Annotated in this window: 19 protein-coding genes and 1 pseudogene; 8 read left to right on the top strand and 12 right to left on the bottom strand. The window is 64.4% G+C overall.

What is annotated here, in order from left to right:
- Positions 1 to 24: 24 nt before the first annotated feature.
- Both OOZ51_RS15550 and OOZ51_RS15545 read left to right on the top strand, forming a co-directional pair.
- Positions 25 to 1,680 carry a DUF4236 domain-containing protein gene (locus OOZ51_RS15550; RefSeq protein ID WP_265980693.1) on the top strand — a complete coding sequence of 552 codons (1,656 nt, stop codon included), beginning with the start codon at positions 25 to 27 and terminating at the stop codon, positions 1,678 to 1,680.
- 217 nt (positions 1,681 to 1,897) lie between these two features.
- Positions 1,898 to 2,650: a hypothetical protein gene (locus OOZ51_RS15545; protein ID WP_265980692.1), complete on the top strand. Its 753-nt coding sequence runs from the start codon at positions 1,898 to 1,900 to the stop codon at positions 2,648 to 2,650.
- A 376-nt stretch (positions 2,651 to 3,026) separates the two neighbouring features.
- Here OOZ51_RS15545 and OOZ51_RS15540 read toward each other — a convergent pair whose 3' ends face one another.
- From OOZ51_RS15540 to OOZ51_RS15520, 5 genes are all read right to left on the bottom strand, one after another.
- Positions 3,027 to 3,371: a hypothetical protein gene (locus OOZ51_RS15540; RefSeq protein ID WP_265980691.1), complete on the bottom strand. Its 345-nt coding sequence runs from the start codon at positions 3,369 to 3,371 to the stop codon at positions 3,027 to 3,029.
- A 3-nt stretch (positions 3,372 to 3,374) separates the two neighbouring features.
- Entirely contained in the window at positions 3,375 to 3,833 is a 459-nt protein-coding gene (locus tag OOZ51_RS15535) for a prevent-host-death protein (protein ID WP_265980690.1), read from the bottom strand.
- Between the two features lie 125 nt (positions 3,834 to 3,958).
- Positions 3,959 to 4,897, bottom strand: a complete 939-nt coding sequence (locus tag OOZ51_RS15530; protein ID WP_265980689.1) for a multidrug DMT transporter permease — start codon at positions 4,895 to 4,897, stop codon at positions 3,959 to 3,961.
- 601 nt (positions 4,898 to 5,498) lie between these two features.
- Entirely contained in the window at positions 5,499 to 5,978 is a 480-nt protein-coding gene (locus tag OOZ51_RS15525; protein WP_265980688.1) for a hypothetical protein, read from the bottom strand.
- Between the two features lie 476 nt (positions 5,979 to 6,454).
- Positions 6,455 to 6,631 (bottom strand): CsbD family protein, encoded by a 177-nt coding sequence (locus OOZ51_RS15520; RefSeq protein WP_265980687.1) that lies wholly within the window; start codon positions 6,629 to 6,631, stop codon positions 6,455 to 6,457.
- A gap of 116 nt (positions 6,632 to 6,747) precedes the next feature.
- On the opposite strand from OOZ51_RS15520, the gene OOZ51_RS15515 reads away from it, so the two are divergent.
- Positions 6,748 to 7,248, top strand: coding sequence for a LapA family protein (locus OOZ51_RS15515; protein ID WP_323054768.1), 501 nt, complete (start codon positions 6,748 to 6,750; stop codon positions 7,246 to 7,248).
- A gap of 382 nt (positions 7,249 to 7,630) precedes the next feature.
- Positions 7,631 to 8,017 carry a hypothetical protein gene (locus OOZ51_RS15510; protein ID WP_265980755.1) on the top strand — a complete coding sequence of 129 codons (387 nt, stop codon included), beginning with the start codon at positions 7,631 to 7,633 and terminating at the stop codon, positions 8,015 to 8,017.
- A 731-nt stretch (positions 8,018 to 8,748) separates the two neighbouring features.
- Here OOZ51_RS15510 and OOZ51_RS22545 read toward each other — a convergent pair.
- Positions 8,749 to 8,877 carry a DUF6984 family protein gene (locus OOZ51_RS22545; RefSeq protein WP_416346392.1) on the bottom strand — a complete coding sequence of 43 codons (129 nt, stop codon included), beginning with the start codon at positions 8,875 to 8,877 and terminating at the stop codon, positions 8,749 to 8,751.
- A gap of 27 nt (positions 8,878 to 8,904) precedes the next feature.
- Entirely contained in the window at positions 8,905 to 9,165 is a 261-nt protein-coding gene (locus OOZ51_RS15505) for a helix-turn-helix domain-containing protein (protein ID WP_265980686.1), read from the bottom strand.
- Between the two features lie 159 nt (positions 9,166 to 9,324).
- On the opposite strand from OOZ51_RS15505, the pseudogene OOZ51_RS15500 reads away from it, so the two are divergent.
- The 3 genes and pseudogenes from OOZ51_RS15500 to OOZ51_RS15490 all read left to right on the top strand — a co-directional run.
- A pseudogene (locus tag OOZ51_RS15500) lies at positions 9,325 to 10,349 on the top strand (IS110 family RNA-guided transposase); the annotation flags it as partial.
- A 206-nt stretch (positions 10,350 to 10,555) separates the two neighbouring features.
- On the top strand, positions 10,556 to 11,410 hold the full coding sequence (locus OOZ51_RS15495; protein ID WP_265980685.1) for a response regulator: 855 nt from the start codon (positions 10,556 to 10,558) through the stop codon (positions 11,408 to 11,410).
- Between the two features lie 690 nt (positions 11,411 to 12,100).
- Entirely contained in the window at positions 12,101 to 14,308 is a 2,208-nt protein-coding gene (locus OOZ51_RS15490; RefSeq protein ID WP_265980684.1) for a beta-glucosidase family protein, read from the top strand.
- Between the two features lie 28 nt (positions 14,309 to 14,336).
- On the opposite strand, the gene OOZ51_RS15485 is transcribed toward OOZ51_RS15490, so the two are convergent.
- The gene (locus OOZ51_RS15485) at positions 14,337 to 15,800 is read right to left on the bottom strand and encodes an MGDG synthase family glycosyltransferase (protein WP_265980683.1); all 1,464 of its coding nucleotides are present in this window, start codon (positions 15,798 to 15,800) and stop codon (positions 14,337 to 14,339) included.
- A gap of 46 nt (positions 15,801 to 15,846) precedes the next feature.
- On the opposite strand from OOZ51_RS15485, the gene OOZ51_RS15480 reads away from it, so the two are divergent.
- The gene (locus OOZ51_RS15480) at positions 15,847 to 16,275 is read left to right on the top strand and encodes a hypothetical protein (RefSeq protein WP_265980682.1); all 429 of its coding nucleotides are present in this window, start codon (positions 15,847 to 15,849) and stop codon (positions 16,273 to 16,275) included.
- 377 nt (positions 16,276 to 16,652) lie between these two features.
- On the opposite strand, the gene OOZ51_RS15475 is transcribed toward OOZ51_RS15480, so the two are convergent.
- The 4 genes from OOZ51_RS15475 to OOZ51_RS15460 all read right to left on the bottom strand — a co-directional run bounded on the left by OOZ51_RS15475 (position 16,653) and on the right by OOZ51_RS15460 (position 20,086).
- Positions 16,653 to 16,955, bottom strand: coding sequence for a DUF4193 domain-containing protein (locus tag OOZ51_RS15475; RefSeq protein WP_265980681.1), 303 nt, complete (start codon positions 16,953 to 16,955; stop codon positions 16,653 to 16,655).
- A gap of 203 nt (positions 16,956 to 17,158) precedes the next feature.
- The gene (locus tag OOZ51_RS15470) at positions 17,159 to 18,328 is read right to left on the bottom strand and encodes a cytochrome P450 (RefSeq protein ID WP_265980680.1); all 1,170 of its coding nucleotides are present in this window, start codon (positions 18,326 to 18,328) and stop codon (positions 17,159 to 17,161) included.
- A 1,364-nt stretch (positions 18,329 to 19,692) separates the two neighbouring features.
- On the bottom strand, positions 19,693 to 19,935 hold the full coding sequence (locus tag OOZ51_RS15465; RefSeq protein ID WP_265980679.1) for a hypothetical protein: 243 nt from the start codon (positions 19,933 to 19,935) through the stop codon (positions 19,693 to 19,695).
- Positions 19,913 to 20,086: a hypothetical protein gene (locus OOZ51_RS15460; RefSeq protein ID WP_265980678.1), complete on the bottom strand. Its 174-nt coding sequence runs from the start codon at positions 20,084 to 20,086 to the stop codon at positions 19,913 to 19,915. The genes OOZ51_RS15465 and OOZ51_RS15460 overlap by 23 nt, the downstream gene beginning before the upstream one ends.
- Positions 20,087 to 21,023 lie beyond the last annotated feature (937 nt).

Raw genomic sequence — 21,023 nt, 5'->3', positions numbered from 1 at the left:
CCTTACGGGGACAAGGGCTTCCTCGTGTTTTGCCTATTCTGGGGGTGCGAGTTGGGGTTCCGTTACCGCAAGTCGAAGAGTTTCGGGCCTGTGAGGATCACGGCGTCCAAGCGCGGGGTGAGTGCGAGCGTTGGGGCGGGCCCGTTCCGGGTTACGAAATCCACGACAGGCCGTACGACGAGCACAGTGAGGATCCCCGGAACGGGCGTCTCGTATGTGACCACCGGCTCGAACCGGCGGCCGGCACGGAATCCTGTTGCCCGGGCGTCTCAACGGGCCCGCCGTCAGGTGGTGCATCAGATCATCAGCGACGAGGCCTGGCGGGGGCTCCTCGCTGCCGATGAGACTGCCGTGGCATCAAAGTTCCAGCGTGACTTCGTTCGCGCGGCCGTGGCACGCGCGACTGGCAAGCGCCCGAGCCTGATGCACCTGACCTTGGGACAGGCGGCACGCGTCCTGGAATGCGTCGGTCAGAACCCGGCGAAGCTGACCGTCGGCGGCCGCGGCGTGCCGGGGCTGGAGAAGGCCGGGACGGTGGCGCAGTGGACCTTGTTCGGGCTGCTCGTGCTGGTGGTGACGGTATCCTCACCCGTGGGGTTCCTGCTGGCCGCGGGGATCGTCGGGCTGATGTTCCTGGTGCGGAAGCGGCGCCGTGGCCGGCAGGCGTGGGAGGACGCGAACTGGGCGGGGAGTCCGGTCAGTGCCGTTCAAGGAATCGCAGTTCCTGATGCCCGGATCGAGGCACCCGCGAATCACGCCGCGCCACAGCAGGTCGCGTTTGAAGGGCAGACGCCGATTTCGCCAGTCACCCGGCCCGCTTACTCAAGCCAGCCGCTGTACCGGGTGTCGCTCGGCCGGTCGGAATGGCCGAACGTCGAAGTCGTAGGCGAGCACGCCTACAGCCAGGCGATCAAAGCCACGCTCCGTGCAGGCAATGCACCCGTCGCTGCCGGGAGCGACAGTGAAGCTGAAGGCGTTCAAGTGGAACTCGTGGCCGAGCCCGACAACCCGTATGACCGGAATGCCATCAGCGTCCGTTGGCGGAATCAGGTCCTGGGCTATCTCAGTCGTGAAGACGCGGTCCGCTACGCGCAACCTGTCAGGAGAATCATTGCCAGCGGGCTCACCACGGCTGCGTCGGCCCGCATCTGGGCGTACGACGGCGGTGACCGGCTCCAGGCCCGGGTCACCGTCGCGCTGCCTGAGCCGGAGCTGATCGCGCCGCTCAATGAGCCCGCGGCGGGCGTCACCACTCTTGTGCCGTGGGGATCGGCGATCCAGGTCCTCAAGGAAGAGGACCATTTCGACCTCCTTTTCAACCACGTGCCACCGGAAGGGGTCGGACTCCTTCTCGTCAGTCTCCATAAGGCGATCCGCACTCTCAGGAACGGTGCCGAGCGTCCCTTTGTCGAAGTCCGGCTTAATGGGGAGCGCGTCGGTGAGCTCAGCAACATCACCTCCGCGCATCTGTTGCCGCTGCTCGAGCACACCGAGACTATCGGGGAAACCGCTCTCGCTTACGCAAAAATCACCGGCTCTGCCCTCGCTGCCCAGCTCGTTCTGCACGCCGCCAAGGCCACCGAGATCAGTAACGACTGGTTATCCGAAGGGCCGCACCCCGCCCCAAAACTCCTCCCATGGGCGGCGCGATATGAGGTCCCACCCGCTTACGCCACATAGGAGACACTCCGGACAGATCCGATCCAACAGGCGCCGCTGGGGCTTCCGCTGACGGCTGCCGGCTAGGTTTGGGGAGGTCATCGGTAGACGGGGGTCTGCCTCGCTGTCTGTAGGTGATTCGGCTGGGGACGCGAGTGGTCGGCCATGTCTCTTAAGGGCCTCTGGGTTCCCGTCCCGAGGACCTCCGACGACGCGGGAAAGGTTTAGTCTCGGAGGTATGGGCAGCGATTCCGTCCCGGGCAGGAGGTTCCCGGACACTCCGTCCTACCATGTGCACCGCCGCGTCGTGGAGACGCACGCCCGCGAGCTGCCTAACAGCAACAGCCTGGTGGATGCCCTTGCCAAGCGCACGAGGCGCGGAGGGCGCAAGGCCGAATTCGAGTTCACGGCTGCTTCGGGGGAACCGGACGGTTTGGGCTGCCGTGCAGGAGCGCAGGATCGATCCGCGGGACATCCTCCAGATCGGCATCTCGCGGTTCCTCGACGCCGAGGACGACGAGGTACTCTCGCTTGGCTGCTGGCCAGCCTGAAATCGGGCGCAGATCAACCGGTCCTGGCCGAGGACATCAGCGGCTGGATCGAACGGTTTGGGATCGGGCTGGCGACCCCGAATGAGGTTAAGACGGGCGTCTACCGGTTTGCCGTGCGGCACGGCGGCGACTTCGCCGCGCAGATCCCGCGGGATCTGCGCACGATGAGGCTTGCCAACGGCCTCTCGCGCGCCGCCCACGGCGAGAGGCGCGGTCTCGACTTTGAGCGGTACCTGATCCTATTCGGGGCGGAGGTCTTGGCCTGGGCCTCGCCGGCGAAAGGGCTGTCAGCTCTGCCGGGCGAGCGCGACCTGATGAGGTTGGTCGACGCGGGGATCACCGCCCCGCAGGCGGCCGAGGGGTATCTGAGGGGGATGAGTGCGACCCAGATGATCGCGGTGCACCGGGACGGCATGGTCCCGGGTGTCCCGGACGGGTAGGTCTGACGCCTGCCCTGCACGTTAGGGGGCCCGGGGCAAGGAAAAGCGCCCCGTTGGAAGTACTTCCGTTCGCATGCTGACTCCCCAAACATTCGGTGCACGCCAGGCAGAGAACGGGCAATACTGGGTCCAAGCTGATAGTCGAACATGGAGACGACCATGACAAGAGGTGTCGGTACCTGTCTTCTCGGGACGGGTGGCGCCGAGCGGTGCAAGGTGCTTTCCGATGACTCCGCTGGCACGGGCCACCAACACGCATGTTTCCATGCCTAGCCCTTCGGGGAACGCTCTGCAATGTGTCCGGTCCGGTGAGGATCCTTTACCGGCTCATCGCATAGAAGCATGATTGATCGGGCTTCTTTTTTGCCGAAAGGCGCTACTTCTTGGTCTGGTTGGGATGGCTCGTGTGAACCTGTTCCAGGTAGACCAACTGATCCACCAAGAAGAACCAGATGCGTGCATCACCCTTGAGGGTTGGCTTGTGCTGCCAGCGGTCATGGGTAGAGCCTCCATGTGTCACAACACCGAGTTCGCCACGCAGGCGGTAGTTTGTGGGTGTTTCGAATTCAGGTGTCCTGGTCAGAAAATCCCACGCATCGACCAGCGGATTCCTGATCGTGGCCTTCAGGTCTGTCCAGCCTCGCTTCGCCTGGACGGAAGCGAACCTGAGCTCATATTCACTCTTCTTCTTCGGCCGCTCTACTTTTTCCCCTTTCCCCATCGCTCAGGGACGCTCGACGGCCTCGGAGAGGTCATCAAGCCATTCGACGGGCTCGTTGCCGAGGCCGGCAGCGATGGCCGTTGCCGTCTCACGCCAGGCGGTGAGTTCGGCAATGGCCAGGTGGGCCTGTTTGGTGGCGAAGGATGCACGCGCGGCCGCGACGATCTCGCTGGCGCAGGTCGACCGGTCTGCCGGGCTCAGGGCGAGCATCCAGGGAAAGCGATCGCTCATGCGATCGGCAAGGGTTCCCTCCGTGCTCGTGGTGACAGCCACAAGCTGGGCCGCTAGTTCCAGCAGTGCGGCACGCGCCTCATCGACGCTCTCCGACATCAGCACCAGGGGTGCGCCGTCGCGGCGTGTGACCCGGACCGGGTGATCCGCTGCTGCCGCAAATACATCAGCGGAGGCGCGGCTCAGTTCGGACGACTGGAACGACGTGCGGGATTTGGTTGCTGTGCTCATGCCCCAACACTACTTCAGAACGTATTCTGAAGTCCAGCCGGGTTTTCTTCTTCCCGTGAGACTCGGCTTCTGTTGTCGGGACTAATACCTGGTCGGATCTATCTTGCGGGTGAGGCTTGGAACGTTCATGACCGGGGTCGGGATGGATGTGCCCGAGGGTGACGGGTCGAGAGTTGGAAGACGCCGTAGACGGCCAGGGCGCCCGCGAGGACGAAGACAACGCCTGCCCAGAGGGGGGCGGAGGAGGCTTCGCCGAGCACGGCGATTCCGATGCTCACACCTATCAGGGGATCGATGACCGTCAGTCCGGCGACAACGAGGTCGGCAGGCCCGGAAGCATATGCGCTCTGGACAAAGTAGGATCCTGACAGGGCCGCGGCGGCCAAGCCGGCCATGCACACGAAAGTGAGCCCGTCTCCTGGTTCGTAGTGGAATCCGAACCGGACCAGCGTATGGACCCGGTCGATGACGACCTTGGCCAGGGTCGCGACAAACCCGAACAGGACGCCGGCTGCAACGATGTAAAACAGTGTGCTGAACCTCCTGCGGAAGAACCCGAAGGCCAACGCAAGGATAGTGAGCACGGCGGCGAGGATGCCCAGCACGATGATCAGCTGGGTATCGTGGATGGGAACCGTGGTCGTGGTCAGGGCCGCGACGCCGACGAACAAGCCGATGCCGCCCGCGCAGAAGGCCACGGCCCGGATGGTCGGGATGCCCAGCTTTGCCTTGGCCGCCCGGGCGTTGAGGACAGCGGTAATGACAAGAGCGAGGGCGCCGAGGGGCTGAACCACCGTCAGAGGCGCAAGGTACAGGCTGAAAAGTTGCAGGAGGATAGCCAGACCGAGCATCAGCGTCCCGGCCAACCATGCGGGCCGGCGCACCAGGGTCAGTAGATCTTTGAGGTTCAGCCCGGTTTTAGTGCCGGCCTCGGCTTCGGGATCACGCTCTGAGACTCCGCGGTGTTGAAACTGTGCGCCCAGGGCCAGGAAAACCGAACCGACAAGGGCCACCGGAATGCCCAGGGTCTGTGTTGGGGTCAGGGAGATGAGTTCGATGGCCATGGCGCCAGATTACCGGTGGCACCGGCGGGTATCGGTCATTTCGGGACCTGCTTGTCCGGGCCGTGGGCCTTGGTCAGCGGGCTGGGCATGTGTTCATCCATGGGGAACCGGGATTTGCTGGGACATCAGCCAGGCGGAGACCTTCTTCTCGCGCTGAAGGAACGACAAACCGCCATTTCACGCTGAGCCCATTCTCAACGAACAGTCGCGGTGTTGGACGAAGACCGGAGGATCTATTACAGTCTTTGCTACTGAAACCGGCACGGGCGACAGAAGGCCCGGGAAGGAGGAGCGCATCACCGCTGTCCAATCCACGCAACATTGTCCATTCCCGATGAAAGCCCCTCCCGAGGGGCTTTCCCTATTTCCCCACGAGGCCCGGAGCAGTCGTCGGGGCGACTATCCGGTGGAGGAATGTCCCGCGTCCCGGGGTGTCCCGGTTTCTTTCCGCGGGACGTTGAGCACCGAGACGCTGTACTCCAGCGAACCGAGAACGGCGTCGTCGATCACATGCCCGGCCGGCTTCTTCAGGATTCCGGAACAAACCTGTTTCCCGGAGCATTCGACGGCGAAACCCTATAGATCACGCCAGGGGCGCAGCCTACCGGTACCAGCCCATTGCGCGGTCGTACCTGCACTCCAGTGCACCGGTTCCCGGGGCAAGGCCGCCGCCGGAGGGAAAGTAGATGGCGCCGAAGTCCGCCCCCTCGGCCTCGATCCGTCCCTGTGCCCAGATCCGGGCGGCTTCCAAATCCATCTCGGGGATGGGTTCCCGGGTGCTGTGGTCCGCGCCGAAGTGGATGTCCAGCTGATACTGCCCCGGCTGGGAGGTCCCGGCGTGATGGGCCGGATCCTGCTCATCGCGCCTGCTGACGAGGACCTCGGCCGAGGCGTGAAGGACTGAAGGCTCGCTGGCCCGGCCGCCGTGCTCCTGCTGTTTCATCCGCAGGCCCGAGACGACGCTTTCAACGGTGTCGTCCTCTGTGAGGACGTACGCGGGACCGCTGGCATCAGGCTCTGAGCCGACGACGCTTTCCACATGCTGCCCGAAGTGTTCGGAGCTGGACTGGCTGGAAGCCAAAGGCCCTCCTGAAGGGTTGTCGCGGCGAATGCCGATGATCCCAACACTAAGTCCATTGCGTGCCGCCGACCAGGAGAACACGGAACTATTCCCCGCGAAGGTTCCGGGCCCGGCGGTTCCTTGGTCAAGCCCAAGGTCTGGGGATGGTTTTTGGTTTTCAGGATCGTTGTTGGGCTGAGGGGGCGCGGGCGCCTTGGTTCCGAAGCGGCAGGGTCAGCCAGGCCCCGGGCTGGTCGTGCGCCGGTCTCAGAACCGGGTGCCGTACATGAGTTCCTTGGCGTGGTTGACGGCTTTTCTGAAGGAGTCGTTGCGGAGGGCGACCTGCTCGTCAGTGCCTGTTTTGCCTGGCTCGATGTAGCCGGTTTGGCCGGGGTGCAGACCAGGATGTCTCCGGACCGGGGCAGGTAGAAGACGCCGAAGGAGCGGTGCCGGGGGTCTCTGGCCCAGATGGGGACCACGGGGTCCCGGCATCCCGCTCAGTCCTTTTTGAAGGCGTCTTTTGTTTTGTCGGCGGCCTGCTTCACTTCCGCCTTGGCCTGCTCGGGCCGGCCTTCTGCTTTCAGCTTTTCGTTGTCGGCCACATCTCCTGCTGCCTCCTTGGCTTTGCCGGAGGATCTTCCGGCGGCGTGCTTGATCTTGTTACCCAAACCCATGATCGCTCCTGCCAACGGAGGGTGCCGGCCGGTGCGACCGGCACCCTCCGTTGACCCGGAGCCGCCCCGCTGACTCCGGTCCAAGGACCTTTGTCCGGCCTTGGCCGGGAAGCGGTTTGCTGCCCACGCCGCAGGCGTCGCCGGGTATTTCCGCTGCTGCCGAGCTGTCCTTCTCCGTTCCCCCGGCGTACTCTGATCAAGTTCCCGGTACCGGACCGGGCCGGGTCCTTCCCTCTCCGGACTCGCTCGGGCCGGCGATCCAGTACCAAACCAGCGAGGTCAATGCCATGAACACGGAACCACAGCCCCCACCCGAACCTGCACCCGGCCCGGGACCGGGTCCGTCCGCCGCACGGCGGCCGGTGATCACCCGCGCCGGCATGGCCTGGACCGCAACCATTGCCGCCCTCGTGCTCCTGATCCTGCTCATCGCGTTCATCGTGCAGAACCAGGACAACGCCAGGGTCAGGTTCTTCGGCCTGGACGGGACCATCTCCCTCGGCGTTGCCCTGCTCATCGCCGCGGTCGGCGGCGGGGCCTTGGTCGCCGTAGCCGGTGCCGTGCGCATCATCCAACTCAGATCCCGCAGCCGCCGCACACCCACAACCAGGCCATGACACACCACTGCCCAGGGCATGAACGGCCACCGGTCATCCCCGGTACCGGGCGCCACGCCAACCGGAGCCGGAACCGGATCCTGCCCCGCCAGCCTCGAAGCGGCCAAGAACGATGGCAGGCCCTGGCCTCGCGAAGATGCCAGGGCGTAGCCTGAAGTCACCAGCCAGGCCCACCGCAAGGGAGCAACCGATGACCCTTCCACCGCAGCCCGGACCCGACCACGCCGCCGGACCCTGACCCGAATCCGGCGCCCGGCCCTCTCCCCGTCCCCGACCCGGGGCCGCCGAACCCTGATCCAACCCGCCGTTCATAACCGCCCCCACCCAACCCATTGCGTCTGACATGCAGATGCCCGACGACACGCCTTCGGAAAGGATGACCATGACCGGATTGAACGAGACCTCGCACGCCCTCCAGCACCGCACGGCCGACTGGATCAAACACGCCATCCAGGACCCCTCCCCCCAGACCGAAGCCGCGGTCCGGTGGGCACTGTCCAGGCTCGGGGAAGCCAACGTACCCGAGGTGGTTCACGCCGTGGTCCTCACGCTTACCGGGAAGAAGAAGGCTGCCGGACAGGCCCGGAAGGCAGCCGCAACGGCTGTGCAACGGGCGGAACGGAAACTCAGGCGTGCCGACCGCGGCCACCGCAAGGCATGGCTGGCCGCCGGCTTTCTCGCCGCGGTCGCAGCCGCGGCGGTACTCACCTGGCGAGGCCTTGCCGCCAACACCGATCCCCAGGCGGACACGGCGGCGGACACGGCCTGATATTTCCGTTTGAGGAACCACTTTTCGAAGGTGGGGCCACGAATAATGGGGCTGGAGCCCGAATCGGTCAATGCCCCGATCATGGCGACGCCATGTGGGGACGTGCCGTTCCTTACGGGTGGTTTCCGGGACACCAGGGCTTGACCGCACCACGTTGACCGGCCAGCTCGCCGACGACTGTGCCACCCTTCGGGGCGGTCTGCCGGGGATGTCGTAGGGGTGGGCTACGTCGCCGATAGCAGCAAGCAGCGTGGGGTAGACCATGGCGGTGCCGGCACAGAGCGGGACGACGGCGGCAAGCCCGATTCCGAATGCCGGAAAAAGCATGAGCTCCTTCGTTGTTGGCGCCGGAGAGCAACAAACATCCCACGGCGAACACGATCTTTACTACAAGAAGAAGCTCGTCTTGTCAAAGGATCCTTTGTCCGGACTACCGACCCGGCCTGTCGGACACTTGATCGCCACTGGGGTTGACAGGATTGGGATCAATGTAATTTCCCGCAGTCGTCTTCGGGCGGCCGCCCGCTGCCTCGAAAACCTCAGCGCACGGCGCATCTGAGACTTTTCACATTGGGACAGCTTAAGGAGACAGGGCCCCCGGGGTAAGACCCGGCGTCAAACGGGTCCGGCCTTCAGGGATAACCGGCGTCGTATTAACCTGTTGTATTCCAAGACAGTCGCTGACGCTGTCACACCAACCCATCCCTTGGCTAAGAGTGGCACGGCAGCGGCTAGTCCATATTTGCTAGTCCGGGAAGTATCTCCGCCTCGTTCCGCGGAAGTCGGCGTCGTCGCGAGAAGTCAACCTTCCAACTGTCGAGTTCGAAGACCTCATCCTCTTCGTCTAGGTTGAGGCACAGCGCCTTGGCAAAAGTGGGCGTGGGCTCTTAGGCCATGGGGTCTGGTCGTTCTGTCAAGCGTTCCTCTGCTTTGCCTAGAAGGACAGAGGGAGCAACGCCAATGGCCTCGGTGAGTTTGAAGAAGCTCTCCGCTGTCATGCTGCGGTGCCCCGTAAGGTAATGGTTCAAGCTTGGGCGGCCGATGCCCATTGATTCGGCCAAGGCCTTTTGGGTGATACCCCGCTCTACTATTTCGACCCTGATCTGCTTCGACAGGGCTGCTTCCATACGGTCGGTGTAAGTATCCATTTGAGCAACACGGTACCTGTCAATATCTTTGGCGGTGATTGTTGCCGAAGCCAGCCGTGGCAATCACCGCCCGTGACCCCATTGGGAGCCCCGTGGCAGGTTACGCGGTACTCCGTGGTCTCGGATCCGTGGGGGGAGCGTCCCACCGGGGGCGTTCCGGACCTGAACCACGGCGGGCCCGCGCTGCTGATCGCCATCCTCGTCGCCCACGGCCAGAACATCCTCTACATCCCGGGCCGGATCGTCCACCACGCCTCCAAGCTCTACCGCTGCGAGGGCAAAACAGACGCCAAAGACGCCGCCGTAATAGCCGACCAGGCCAGGATGCGCCGCGACCTGCAGCCGCTGCGGGCAGGCGCCGAGATCAGCACCGGGCTGCGGATCCTCACCGCCCGCCGGGCCGACAAATCCGCGGACCGGGTCCGGGCAATCAACCGCCTGCAGGCCCAGCTGCTCGAATACTTTCCCGCGCTGGAGCGTGCCTTCGACTACAGCCGCTCCAAAGCCGCCGCGCTGCTGCTCACCAAACACCGCACCCCGGGCGGGATCCGCCGCACCGGCCAGACCAGGCTCCATGCATGGCTGAAGAAACACGTTGCACGCTCCTCCACCGCTGTCGCCACCGCCGCGGTCGAAGCGGCGAAGTCCCAACACACCACCGTCCCGGCCCAGCACCTCGGGGAATTGATTGTCGCTGCCCTCGCACAGGAGATCATCATCCTGAACAAAGAACTCGCCGAGCTGGATGCGCTGATCAGCGAGAAGGTCACCGAACACCGACACACCCGCACCCTGCTCAGCATGCCCGGCGGCCCCGCCCTCGCCGCCGAGTTCCTCGGCGCCACCGGCGGAGACCTCACCGTCTTTGAAACCGCGGACCGGTTCGCCGGCGTCGCCGGACTCGCCCCCGCGCCCCGGGACTCCGGCCGGATCACCGGCAACCACCACCGGCCCCGCCGCTACGACCGCAGACTCCTCCGCGTCTTCTACCTCTCCGGGCTCTCGGCCCTGAAAGCTGCCCCGTCTCCCGGGCCGACTACGACCGAAAACGCGCCGAAGGCAAAACCCACATAGAGGCCATGCTCTCCCTGGCCCGGCGCCGCCTGAACGTCCTTTGGGCCATGCTCCGCGACGGCACCACCTACACTCCCGTTCCGGTACCAGCTACACGCGTGGCCGCCTGAGGCGACGGCACCGGTCGTCTGCCCGGAAGCTATTAGGTATAGGACGCTATCGGGTCTAGCTTGGGGAGAAAGGGCCTGTGCGCATGAATGCGCGCCGGCAGAGGGACCGGACGGGGATCCGGGTTCGTCGTCGAGCCGGTGAGGGCGGCGTCAGGGATTCACTAACAACGCCTTCGGAGTTTGACAGGCGACAGAACGGAACAGCAATGATGGCTGACCCGGACGCCCATGAGCACTACCCTTTGGCAGGCCGGGGCGTGTATCTGCTGGATGACCACGAGGTCATCAGGCGGGGCCTGCGCCAACTGTTGGAGTCCGATGGTCTGAGCATCGCCGGAGAATCCGGGGTCGCCCGTGAAGCAGTGCGGCGGATCCCGGCCCTGCGCCCGGAGCTGGTAATCCTTGACGATGATCTTCCGGACGGTTCCGGTGCCGACGTGTGCCGGGCCGTCGCCGCGGCCGACCCGGGCATCCGGTGTGTGCTGATGACCGCGGAAAGCGACGAAGCCGTGCTGATCGACGCGATTCTGGCCGGCGCGTGGGGGTGCCTGTCCAAACAGGATGACAGCAGCGAACAACTCAGGCTCATCAGACGGGTCTTGGCCGGGCACACCGCATACAGTGCCCGGTTCCATCAGGCTCTTCTGGCCCCGTTCTCCCTGCCAGGGCACCCACGCCCGGATGAGAGACTCCTGAGACTTTCAAGGCAGGAAACGACTACCGCAATTGGCGTGGGTAAAGGACTGAGCAACCGCGAAATCAGCCAGGAGATGTCCCTGGCAGAAAAGACCGTGAAGAACATGGTCTCGTCCATCCTGATGAAACTCGGCATGACGCGCAGGACCCAGGTCGCAGTGCTCGTCACCAGAACACTGAGTCACTCCGAGAACCCCGACGATTGCGGCTACCGGGCCAGCCGGTTCCCGGATCTGGTCGCCGAGGTCACGGCAGCGCTGCTGAATTGCACCAGCGAGACCCGCACCGTGCCCTCCACGGTCGAAGCGCGCGCAGGGGACGCGGACCGGCTTGCCGACGCCTTACCGCGACCCGGACCGGAGTGACTGTCACCCGCCCTCAACTAAGCCGCACTTAAGAGCCCCGGCCCCCGGCAATACGGGGTACTGGGCTACTTTTCCCCCGGGACGCGAACGGCGTTCCCGGGTCCGGCAAGCAGCAGGAGCACGGGCCGGGTTCCCCCTTAACGCAGTATTTGGGGGCGTTGAGGGGGAACACGGGAACTGCAGGTCGAGATGGCTGTCGTGGGGGGGCTAAGAGGCCACGCAACGGATGATCCAGCCGCGCGGCACGGTCAGGAAGCGCTGAGGCGGTCCCGGAAAGGTTACCGGGACCGCCTCACTCGCCGGCCCAGTCCCCTTTAACGGGTCATGGGGCTGGTCCTGTGGGCCTTTCGTGCAAGGTACTCCGATCTCCTGACAGACGTCTTGCTCTCCGCAAACCCCTAGCGAGATAGATACAGGCTCGGGATTTCCTTTGTCTGCGTCAGGACAGTATTCGGCGCGAGCTAACTCCAGCCGAACGTAAACATGCACAAATGCCGTGAAACTTGGTCTTCAGGGTACGGCGCCCGGGGCCGGACGCACCGACGACTCCGCGACCGGCACCGGCACGTACCGGCCTCGGCCACTAACGCGCACTCACAGGGTGCAGACTTTAGGCATGAAGATTACTGCGGGCTTTAGTGTATGAAGATTGCTGCGGGGCGACGGGCAGCGCGAACGCAAGGGCTGGCTTTGACGGACACGATGACGGCGGAGAGCAGCGCCTATGGCGAGGCGGTCAGGGCAGTCCGGGCGGGCGAGCTCGACGCGGATGAGGCCGCGGAGTTACTGATCGACCTGATGACGGATGGGGAGATCCTCGGCCTGCTCGACGGCGACTCTCCCGGATTGCTGCTCCCGCTCATCCCGATACTGCTCGATAGGGTGCCGTTCGTGGCCGGGGCGGTCTCGCGGCTCGGCATACCGGGCATCCGCTTCAGCGACGGTGGCCGCGGCGTCGTGATCGGCGCCTCCACCGCCTTCCCTGTGACAATTGCGCGGGCCGCGACCTGGGATCCGTCGCTGGAGGAACGGGTCGGGCTTGCGATCGGTCTGGAGACCAGGGCTCGGGGAGCAAATTACTCCGCCTCCGTTTGCGTAAACCTGCTTCGCCACCCCGCGTGGGGCCGGGCTCAGGAGTGCTACGGGGAGGATCCGGTGCTCACCGCACGGATGGGAGCTGCCATCACCCGAGGCGTGCGCGTGAACGCGATGGCGTGCGTAAAGCATTTCGCGCTCAACTCGATGGAGAACGAGCGCTTCGAGGTTGACGTGTCGGTCGACGAACACGCCCTGCACGAGGTGTACTTGCCCCACTTCAAGGCGGTCGTGGAAGCCGGCGCGGACTCTGTAATGAGTTCCTACAACCGGGTGCGAGGCGAGTACATGGACGTCAATCGCGCCCTGCTCACGGATGTGTTGAGACAGGAGTGGGGCTTCCCCGGGTTCGTGACGAGCGACTGGGTGTTCGGCACCCATGACGCGATTCTCAGCCTGCAGGCAGGAATGGACGTGGAGATGCCGCTGCGACTGCTGCGCGCCCGCGAACTGCCGGCCGCGCTGCGTAACGGTGACCTGGCCCGCGCGACAGTGCTGCAGTCCGCGCGCCGTATCTTGCGCACTTGCGTGCGGCATGCCGCGGCTCGGGAGATGGTGGCCCCTACCCGCGCCGTCATCGCCTCCCCGGCGCACCGGGCTCTTGCCCACCGGGTCGCCGCGGAGTCGATCGTACTGCTGAAGAACGAAACCGTGGGCGCGGAGCCGCTACTGCCCTTGGCTCCCACCACCGGACATCTCGCGGTGATCGGACGACTCGCGGCACGAGCGAACCTGGGCGATCATGGCTCGTCACGCGTTCGGCCTCCCTCCACGGTCTCGCCGCTGCAGGGGCTGCGTGAGGCGCTTCCCGGGGTGCGGATCACGACCAGCTCCGGTCGGAACGAGCGCGCCGCGGCCGCGTTGGCAGCCGCTGCGGAGACAGCGATCGTCGTCGTCGGCCTGGACCAGCACGACGAAGGCGAGTCCGTCGTTACCGGCGGCGTGGACGTGGGCGTCCTCGGTCGGACCTTTGCCTCAGGCCCCCTCCGTCGGGTGCTCATCGGCCTGGCGCACCTGGCGTCGCGCTTCGTCCGAGGTGGCGACCGCAGCTCCCTCGAGCTGCGCCCCGGCGATGAGCGCCTCATCCAGGCGGTCGTGGCCGCAAACCCCCGGACCGTCGTCGTGCTGATCAGCGGCAGTGCGATCCTCACCGAGACATGGCGAGGCCGCGTGCCGGCCCTCCTCCTGGCCTGGTATGGCGGTATGGAAGGCGGCCGTGCCCTCGCGAGCGTGCTGACGGGCAGTGAGGAACCCGGCGGGCGGCTGCCGTTTGTGCTGCCAACGGACGCCGCGCATCTGCCATCGTTCGACCCCGCGGCGAAGTCCGTCGTCTATGACGACAAGTGGGGTCAACGTCTGCTCGACGGCGAGGGACAAGCGCCCGCTTTCCCGTTCGGATTCGGCTTGGGCTACACGAGGATCGAGCATCGGCTGCTAGACCACAGGTTCGACGACACCGGCGGCTATGCGGATGTGCTTGTAACCAATACGGGCGACCGTGAGGGCTCGACCGTCGTTCAGGTCTACGCTGCGGATGTGTCCATCCGCAGACCGGTCGCTCAGCTCCTGGGCTTCCAAAAGGTGACGCTGCAGCCCGGCGCGGACAGGACGGTGCGGGTTGCCCTGGATGCGGGGCCGACCCTGCAGCGGGATCCGTCCACGCGGCGCTGGTCGCCGCGGGCGGGGGACTGGTGCCTGCTGGCAGGCCAACACAGCCCGGTCGGCTGGGCAGGCGCGGGACGGTTGTGGCGCCCGGAGCGACTGATTGACGAGGAAGGTGTCTCGGACCGCCAGCCGATCTGAGGTCGATATGGGGGGCGTGTCCCGTCGGTCACCCGGGAGGGAAGCGAAAGGGTGCCGATGGCGCTACGACGCGGACGGGCAGCGATTTGGCGCCCCGCAGCAGGGTGCGAAGCAACCGCCGTTCCTCCCAGCCGAGCAAAAGGGGCGCTTGGCCGCGCCGCAGCACCAGGCCACTGTTCGGAGTTGCGTACCGTTTCTGCAGGTCGGAAAGCTCCTCGGCTTGCAGCAGCGCTACGGTGCTACCCGCGGCCCGGTCAACCAGGCGGACCAGGGACGAGGGTCCTGTGAGATCGGTCGCGACGAAACGTTGCTCGCTCGCGGCAAGAACTGTCCTTTGCGCGGCGCGGGTCACGACCAGCGGACGTGACGGCCCGCCCAGCAGGCCGCTCAGGACGTCCGCCGCGGCGTCGGGGCGGCCGGTTCTCCGCGCGGCCGCCTGCATCCGCTGCAGCCGGCCGGGCTCGCGCAGCACCTCATCGATCTTCCAGCCGATCGTTGCGGGGGTGTTGCAGCGGACGGCCGCGCCCTGCTCCATCAGGTAATCGCCGTTGCGAACCTCCTGCCCCGGGATGGGGTTTACAAGTACCATGGGCAGCCCCGCAGCCATGCACTCCGACGCTGAAAGCCCGCCCGGCTTGCCGACAAACAAGTCCGCGCGGTCCAGCAGCTGCGGCATCTGCGTGGTGAAGCCGAGCACGCGGTAGCGGTCGCGGGCGGTCGCCACCAGCTTCTCGATGCGTTGCCGCAGCGCGTCGTTGTTTCCGCACACGACCGTGGCCGTGAATGCCGACCGCATGTGCATCGTCTGCCGCACCACGGAGAACGCATAGTCCCCGCCGGTCGCACCCGCCGAGATCAGCAGCATCGGTGGCTTATTGCAATCCCGCACGGGCGCGGGACCGGGCGGTTTGGTGATCGGGATGCCCGTGGCAGCGACTCGGTCGGGAGGAAGGCCGAGCGCCGTCAGCTCCACCCTCCCTTCCTCCCTGGCCACAAAGATCATGTGGAACGCGCCCGAGAGCCACAGGCCCTGGAAGTCATAGTCCGTCGTCACGACAGCGGTCTTCGCATCAACCACGCCGCGGAGGAGCAGTGACGCCAACAGCTGGGCGGGCAGGAAGTGCGTGCACACGATCGCGGTCGGTCGGAACCTTTTGATCGCACTGATGACCGGACCGGCGTTCACCCGTGTCCAGGGGTCGATTGGGCCGCGGCGCCGGAAGGGCGGGTTGCTGATGTCGTAACCCCACTCGACCAGCCAGGGTAAGCCCTCGACCAGGACGAAGTATCCCTTCCCCAGCAGTGCGCGGTAGAGCACGCTACTCACCTGCAGCACGTCCAGCACCTGCACCTCGGCGATATCACTGCGCGCGGCACACGCCTGGTGCACCGCCGCGGCCGCGCTGTTGTGCCCTGATCCTACCCCTGCGGACAGGATCAGTACGCGCTCTCCTCTGGCGGTGTCTGAACCTCGTGCCGATGTTCTGCGCATGGAGTGAGGCTAGCAGGCCGCATCACCACAAGGACGAGACCTGGCCGTGCTGGGTGATGCGAAGGGCAGTGCCGACACCTCCGGCCAGCGGCACAAGCCGGCCCCCGGACTTGAACGGGGACACCCCGGCTCGCCTTACTCCTGGGCTGTGAAACGAGTGCTCCTGGACCAGACGATCTACACCGACTACGGACAGTTTGACCTGATCTGGTCCGAGACAGGCGGTTTCGATAGAGATTTCGCCCGCTTCTTCGCCGGCCGGGTAAACGGGCTGATCGGCGCCTCCGACCCGGATGGCGTCTTCGTCAACCTCGCCCGCAGGTCAGGAGGCTCCTCGGTCCGCATGATTCTGCTGGAGGATCCGCCTGCAGATAATGATGCCTCGTGGGAGGACGTTGTTGCGGTGTCCTTCATCTTCCCAGACGGGCACTCGATGGGGTGGCTCTCCTGGGCGGCGGAAGCAGGGGACCGCTGAACGGTGTCCTCTCGGGCAGCTACAGGCTGCGCGTCAGCGCCAGGGGACTGGATCAGGGACAAGCCGGCGAGTTCTCCGAAGGCCCGGTCGATTTCTATCTCCTGGAATTGTGGCCCGCGCACCCGCAGCCCGACGCCATCTTGCGCACATGGAGCGTGGACGGCCGCTACAGGCACAATGAGGTGGGCCAACGTCGCTAAATCACCCGGGCCACGAACGCACCGCGGAGCAATTGAGGCGGCGCCCCACGGCTAAGCATCTGCCTCGATCCTAGGGCACCCTCACCGGCCGACAGACAGGAATGCGTCCAGCATGTTGGGAGACAGGCGGGACCACCCGGCGATAACAAGCGCTCCTGTCACAGGCTGGAGAGCCGCTCAGCCTTCACAATCGACGCAGTACGAGTGGCCGTCTTTCTGGCGTGCGATCTGGGACTTATGCCTGACCAGGAAGCAGGAGTAACAGGTGAACTCGTCTTCGGCCTGGGGGATGACCAATACTGTCAGCTCCTCGGCGATGATCTCTCCACCTGGTGTTGATCCAGAGTCCAGTGCGTCAGCCTCGTCGAGATCCATAACGACGCTGCGGGCATCCGGTGCGTTAGCGGTCTGGAGCGCTTCCAGGGAGCTGTTCTGGGATTCCTTGACGTCGTTGCGGAGTTCGTCGTAATCGGTTGCCACTGAAGAGGTCTCACTTCTTTGAATTGATGGGGGTCGGAATGCAACATACACCATGGGTCCTCGATTCAAAGCACCGAGGGGCTTGGACACTTGGTAGCTGCAACTGTGGGAAAGTTTCTCGGCTTATTGGGCTAGTCCCTAGTGCCTAACCCCGGCGCGGCATAGGGCATGCTGCGGGTTCGGGGGCAGGGCCGCCCTCTCGATCAGGCTGTCTGCCATCTGGCCGGGAGCGTCTTGAGCCCGTAGACGATTGTGCTTTCCATCCTTTCGAGGAGCGCTCCCGGGGCGAGCGTCAGCCCGGGCAGCCGGGACAGGCTGGCTTCCAGCGCGATCTTTGCTTCCAGCCTTGCAAGCGGGGCGCCGAGGCAGAAGTGAATGCCGTGGCCGAATGCTAGATGTCGGATCTGACCCCGGTCGATGTCGAACTGGGTTGGCCTCTCGAATTGGCACTCGTCGCGGTTTGCGGAGCCTATCCAAGCCACGAGCGGGGCGCCGGCCGGAATCCGAACCTCGCCTAGGGTGGTGTCTGCGACCGTCACTCGGTACATGGACTGGACGGGGGACCGAAAGCGGAGCACTTCTTCGATTGCCTGGGGAAGCAGTGACGGCTCTGTCAGTAACCGTTCGATAGTGCCAGGGACTTCAGTAAAGCAAAGAACCGCGTTGCCAATCAGATTGGTCGTTGTTTCGTTGCCGGCGACGAGCAGCAGACTGCAAAAACCCAGCAGTTCGGCCACACTCAGTTTCTGCCCGTCGATCTCAGCCAAGAGCAAGTTGCTGATCAGATCGGCGCCGGGCCGATGCCTGCGTTGTGCGATCAGGTCCAGAAAGTACTCCGTCATTTCCTTGTTGGTGAGGGAGTGATTCTCATTCGTCGCACCGCTTCGGGTTTGGCTCACGATGACATCGGACCACGTCTTGAAGAGGTCGCGGTCATGGGCGGGTACTCCCAGCAGTTCCGAGATCACGATGACCGGCAAGGGGTAGGCCAACTCCTGGATCAGGTCCGCTGTTCCGCGGGAAGCGATCCTGTCCAGAAGCTCTTCCGTGAGCTGTGAGATGCGGGGACCAATCGCCTCCACAGCTTTCGGCGTGAACGCCTGGGTCACCAAGGAGCGTAATTGCCGGTGTCGCGGAGGATCAGTTGTGATCAGGCTCGACGCGAACAGCTGACCAGTCTCTGATGGATCGTTGCCGCCCAACCGTGAGGAAAACCTGGCATGTTCGGACAGCACCTGCTGTACGTCGTCATACCGGAAGACATGCCAGCTCCCCGATTGTTCGTCATGAAAGACAGGTGCGGCTTCCCTCATTCTCGCGTAATGGGGAAAAGGATCCAGCGAATACTCGTTGGCCGGGACGAAGTCCTCCATGGCTGGCCTCTCTGCTGAGCCCCGGCGACTTATCGGCCGGCCCGAACCGTCGGGGCCTCGGGTTGATGGACCGTGGGACCCTGAGTTTATCCGCCGCCCGGTCCGACGTCAGTAGTGCAAGAGATTTCCACCTAGGCTGTTTCCCGTACTCGGAGTCTGGTCGTGACGGATTCCTCGTCGCCGGCTCAGAAGAGCACTTCAACGCTTTTCGCCCGAAGGCCGCGAAGGCTTACCCCTCGTGCGCGTCCGAAGCTTCCTCGGTTCGCTCGGACGCGAGTTCCTGCACTCGCCTCGGCCTTGACCACGCCGGCGACAACCGTTATAGGCGTTGAAGCCCATCCCGAGGTGACCATGAAGGCGGCGGCACTCCTTGAGTCTGTGCCCGCTTCCATCTGCTCATTCGATGGCAATAAGCGCGCCGCATGGACGTTCATCGTGTTGCTGGTGTGGATCAGTGGATACCGTCATGACTTCACGACTGACCAAGGGTTCGATCCGTCCTAGGGATGGCTGGGGGGACATTGAATTGCGGGATTCTTCGGCGGTGATTTCCATGCAGCTGGTCCGACGTTGAGGCTGCCGGAATCGCCTTAAAACGGGGTGTGTACAACATACACACTTTGTCCTTCGGACTGGGTCGTACATCGGCCGGACTGGCTCGTATTGCTTATGTTTTCAAGAGTTCCCAGTATTGGCGGGGGCTGGAATGCGGTTCGAGTCCCACCTCGGGCACAGCATTCCCCCTCGTCAGAGGGGGTTTTTGCTTTAACGTGTGTACAAAGCTTGTGGTGGCGTCCCTCTGACGCTATGGGCGCGGGCTGTGGCCTGGCCGCCGCGGTGGCCTGTTCAGGTGTGTGGGGTGGCGGGTTCAAGACCCTGGCTGGTGGGCCCTCCGCCTGCTCTGGGGTGGGGTTATGCGGTTTCTCGTTCCGGTTCTGTCTGGTTGGTCGTGGATGGCCAACACCAGTTCATGGTCCAGGGTCCGGGGTGCAACATGATGAAACCGGCTTTGGCCCGGAAAGTCTCTGGGAGAGCTACTCCCGGTGGCAAGGGGAGTGTTGTGCATGTCCATTTGTCCTGCCGAAGGTGGTGTGGACACTGTCCACACTTAAGTCTGATTTTTTGCGGCTGATTATTGCAATTTGCTCGCGACTCGCTCTTAGACCTGCGCGTTTTCATTGCGGGAGCCCGGGCGGAGGGAAAAGACTACGGTCTAGCGAATGAACGGTATCGGGTCAGCGGTGAAGGAATAGCCCGAATTTTCAAGCCTGCGTAGGGCGGCTCCGTTGCTTCACGAGCATCGGCTTGCAGCGCCTGTTCACTATTGGCTGTGTTTTCTCGTCCTTCATGCGATTGCCGGTGTTCTAGTGTCCGTGGCTTGGCCGGGTCGAGCGGTGGGATGTCATGGTGGCTTCGAAGTCCGTGACGGTGTGGGTTGCAATGCGATGGATGCGGTAGGGGTCTTGGTCCAGTTCCGGCCCGAGTGACTTCCGGTTCGGGTGGTTGGTGAGCAGGATGCCTCCGTCCGTTGTGGACTTGGAGCCGGCAAGTTCCACGTGGCTGCTGAGGTTTGGGACCCCTGAGTCAGGGGCCAGAAGGGTCCCCATAATTGACGCCGATCGACCGCCCCCGCGCGAAATGGGCGTTGGCGCTTTCACTGAGGTCACGGCTGCTCTTCTCGGGGTTGGTCAGCCGGAGCCACTCGTAGTCCCACTCCTGTATGTCCCGAATGCGGCGGACCTGTTTGGCTGCGCTCATCTAGTCTGCGAGATCGTCACTGACGAGGGCCGGGCTGGGTGGTGCCCTGACCGGTGGGGGCTTGGGCGGACGTGCAGGCTTGGGCGGGCGCACCCTGGCCGGAGGGGCGGGGCCGTAGCGACGCGGACGAGTGCCACGGTCACCGCAACCACGCCGAGAGCGATCAGGAGAACCCACCAGTACTGGATGAGGAACCCGATTACGATGAGCGCGAAGACGGGGCCGCATCCGACGGCGCCGGCGCCGCGCTACGTGATCGACGACGTTTGGTTGCCATGATGCAGGATCCCACCTGGTTCCGACAATTTGTAGCGGCAGCAGTGCTCGGGGGCCAGCGGGCTTGATGTCACGCTCTGCGTCATCGGTTGCGCGCTGTCGCATTTTCGACGGTTCGGGGATTCTGAAGTCTCTGTGCGTCGGCCTGCCGAGCGATGGTCCAGGCACAGTGAGCCACGGGATTGCAGTGATGGCGGTTCTTTAACGAGGCGTCCCGTCAGCTCTCGACTCCAGAGGAGATCGCGATGTCCGATAGCCCGCCCTCCTCCGGCCGTTGCAGGGATACCTCGGATATGCCTTGCGGTTGTTAGTTGAGCAAGAACCGAGCGGAGAGGCCCGGTGATTGCCCCTGCAGGCGGCCACCTTCGGGATATCTGTTTGGGCCGGATGAATCTTGATTCCTTTTGGTTGTCCGCGGACTGCGCCGATCCCACGTCTGAGTCCGTAATCGTGCGTTTGCCTTCCAAGCCGAGTGTGCGCTTGATTGGCGGAGTGCCTTCCCTGACGAGAGAGCCTTTTTCGGACAGTCGAAGGCAAAGGTTCTCGCAAGGGGTCGGTCCTCACGCGTGCGCCAGTTAGTCCGGCTAGACGATATGTGTGAAGGGTTGCGGCCCGGGTTGGGTTCTGGTCCTTCTGATCGTCCATTGTCGCCGGGCGGTTC

This window comes from Arthrobacter rhizophilus, from assembly GCF_026241105.1.
Taxonomy (GTDB): domain Bacteria; phylum Actinomycetota; class Actinomycetes; order Actinomycetales; family Micrococcaceae; genus Arthrobacter.
This window is presented reverse-complemented; position numbering and strand designations above follow the sequence as displayed.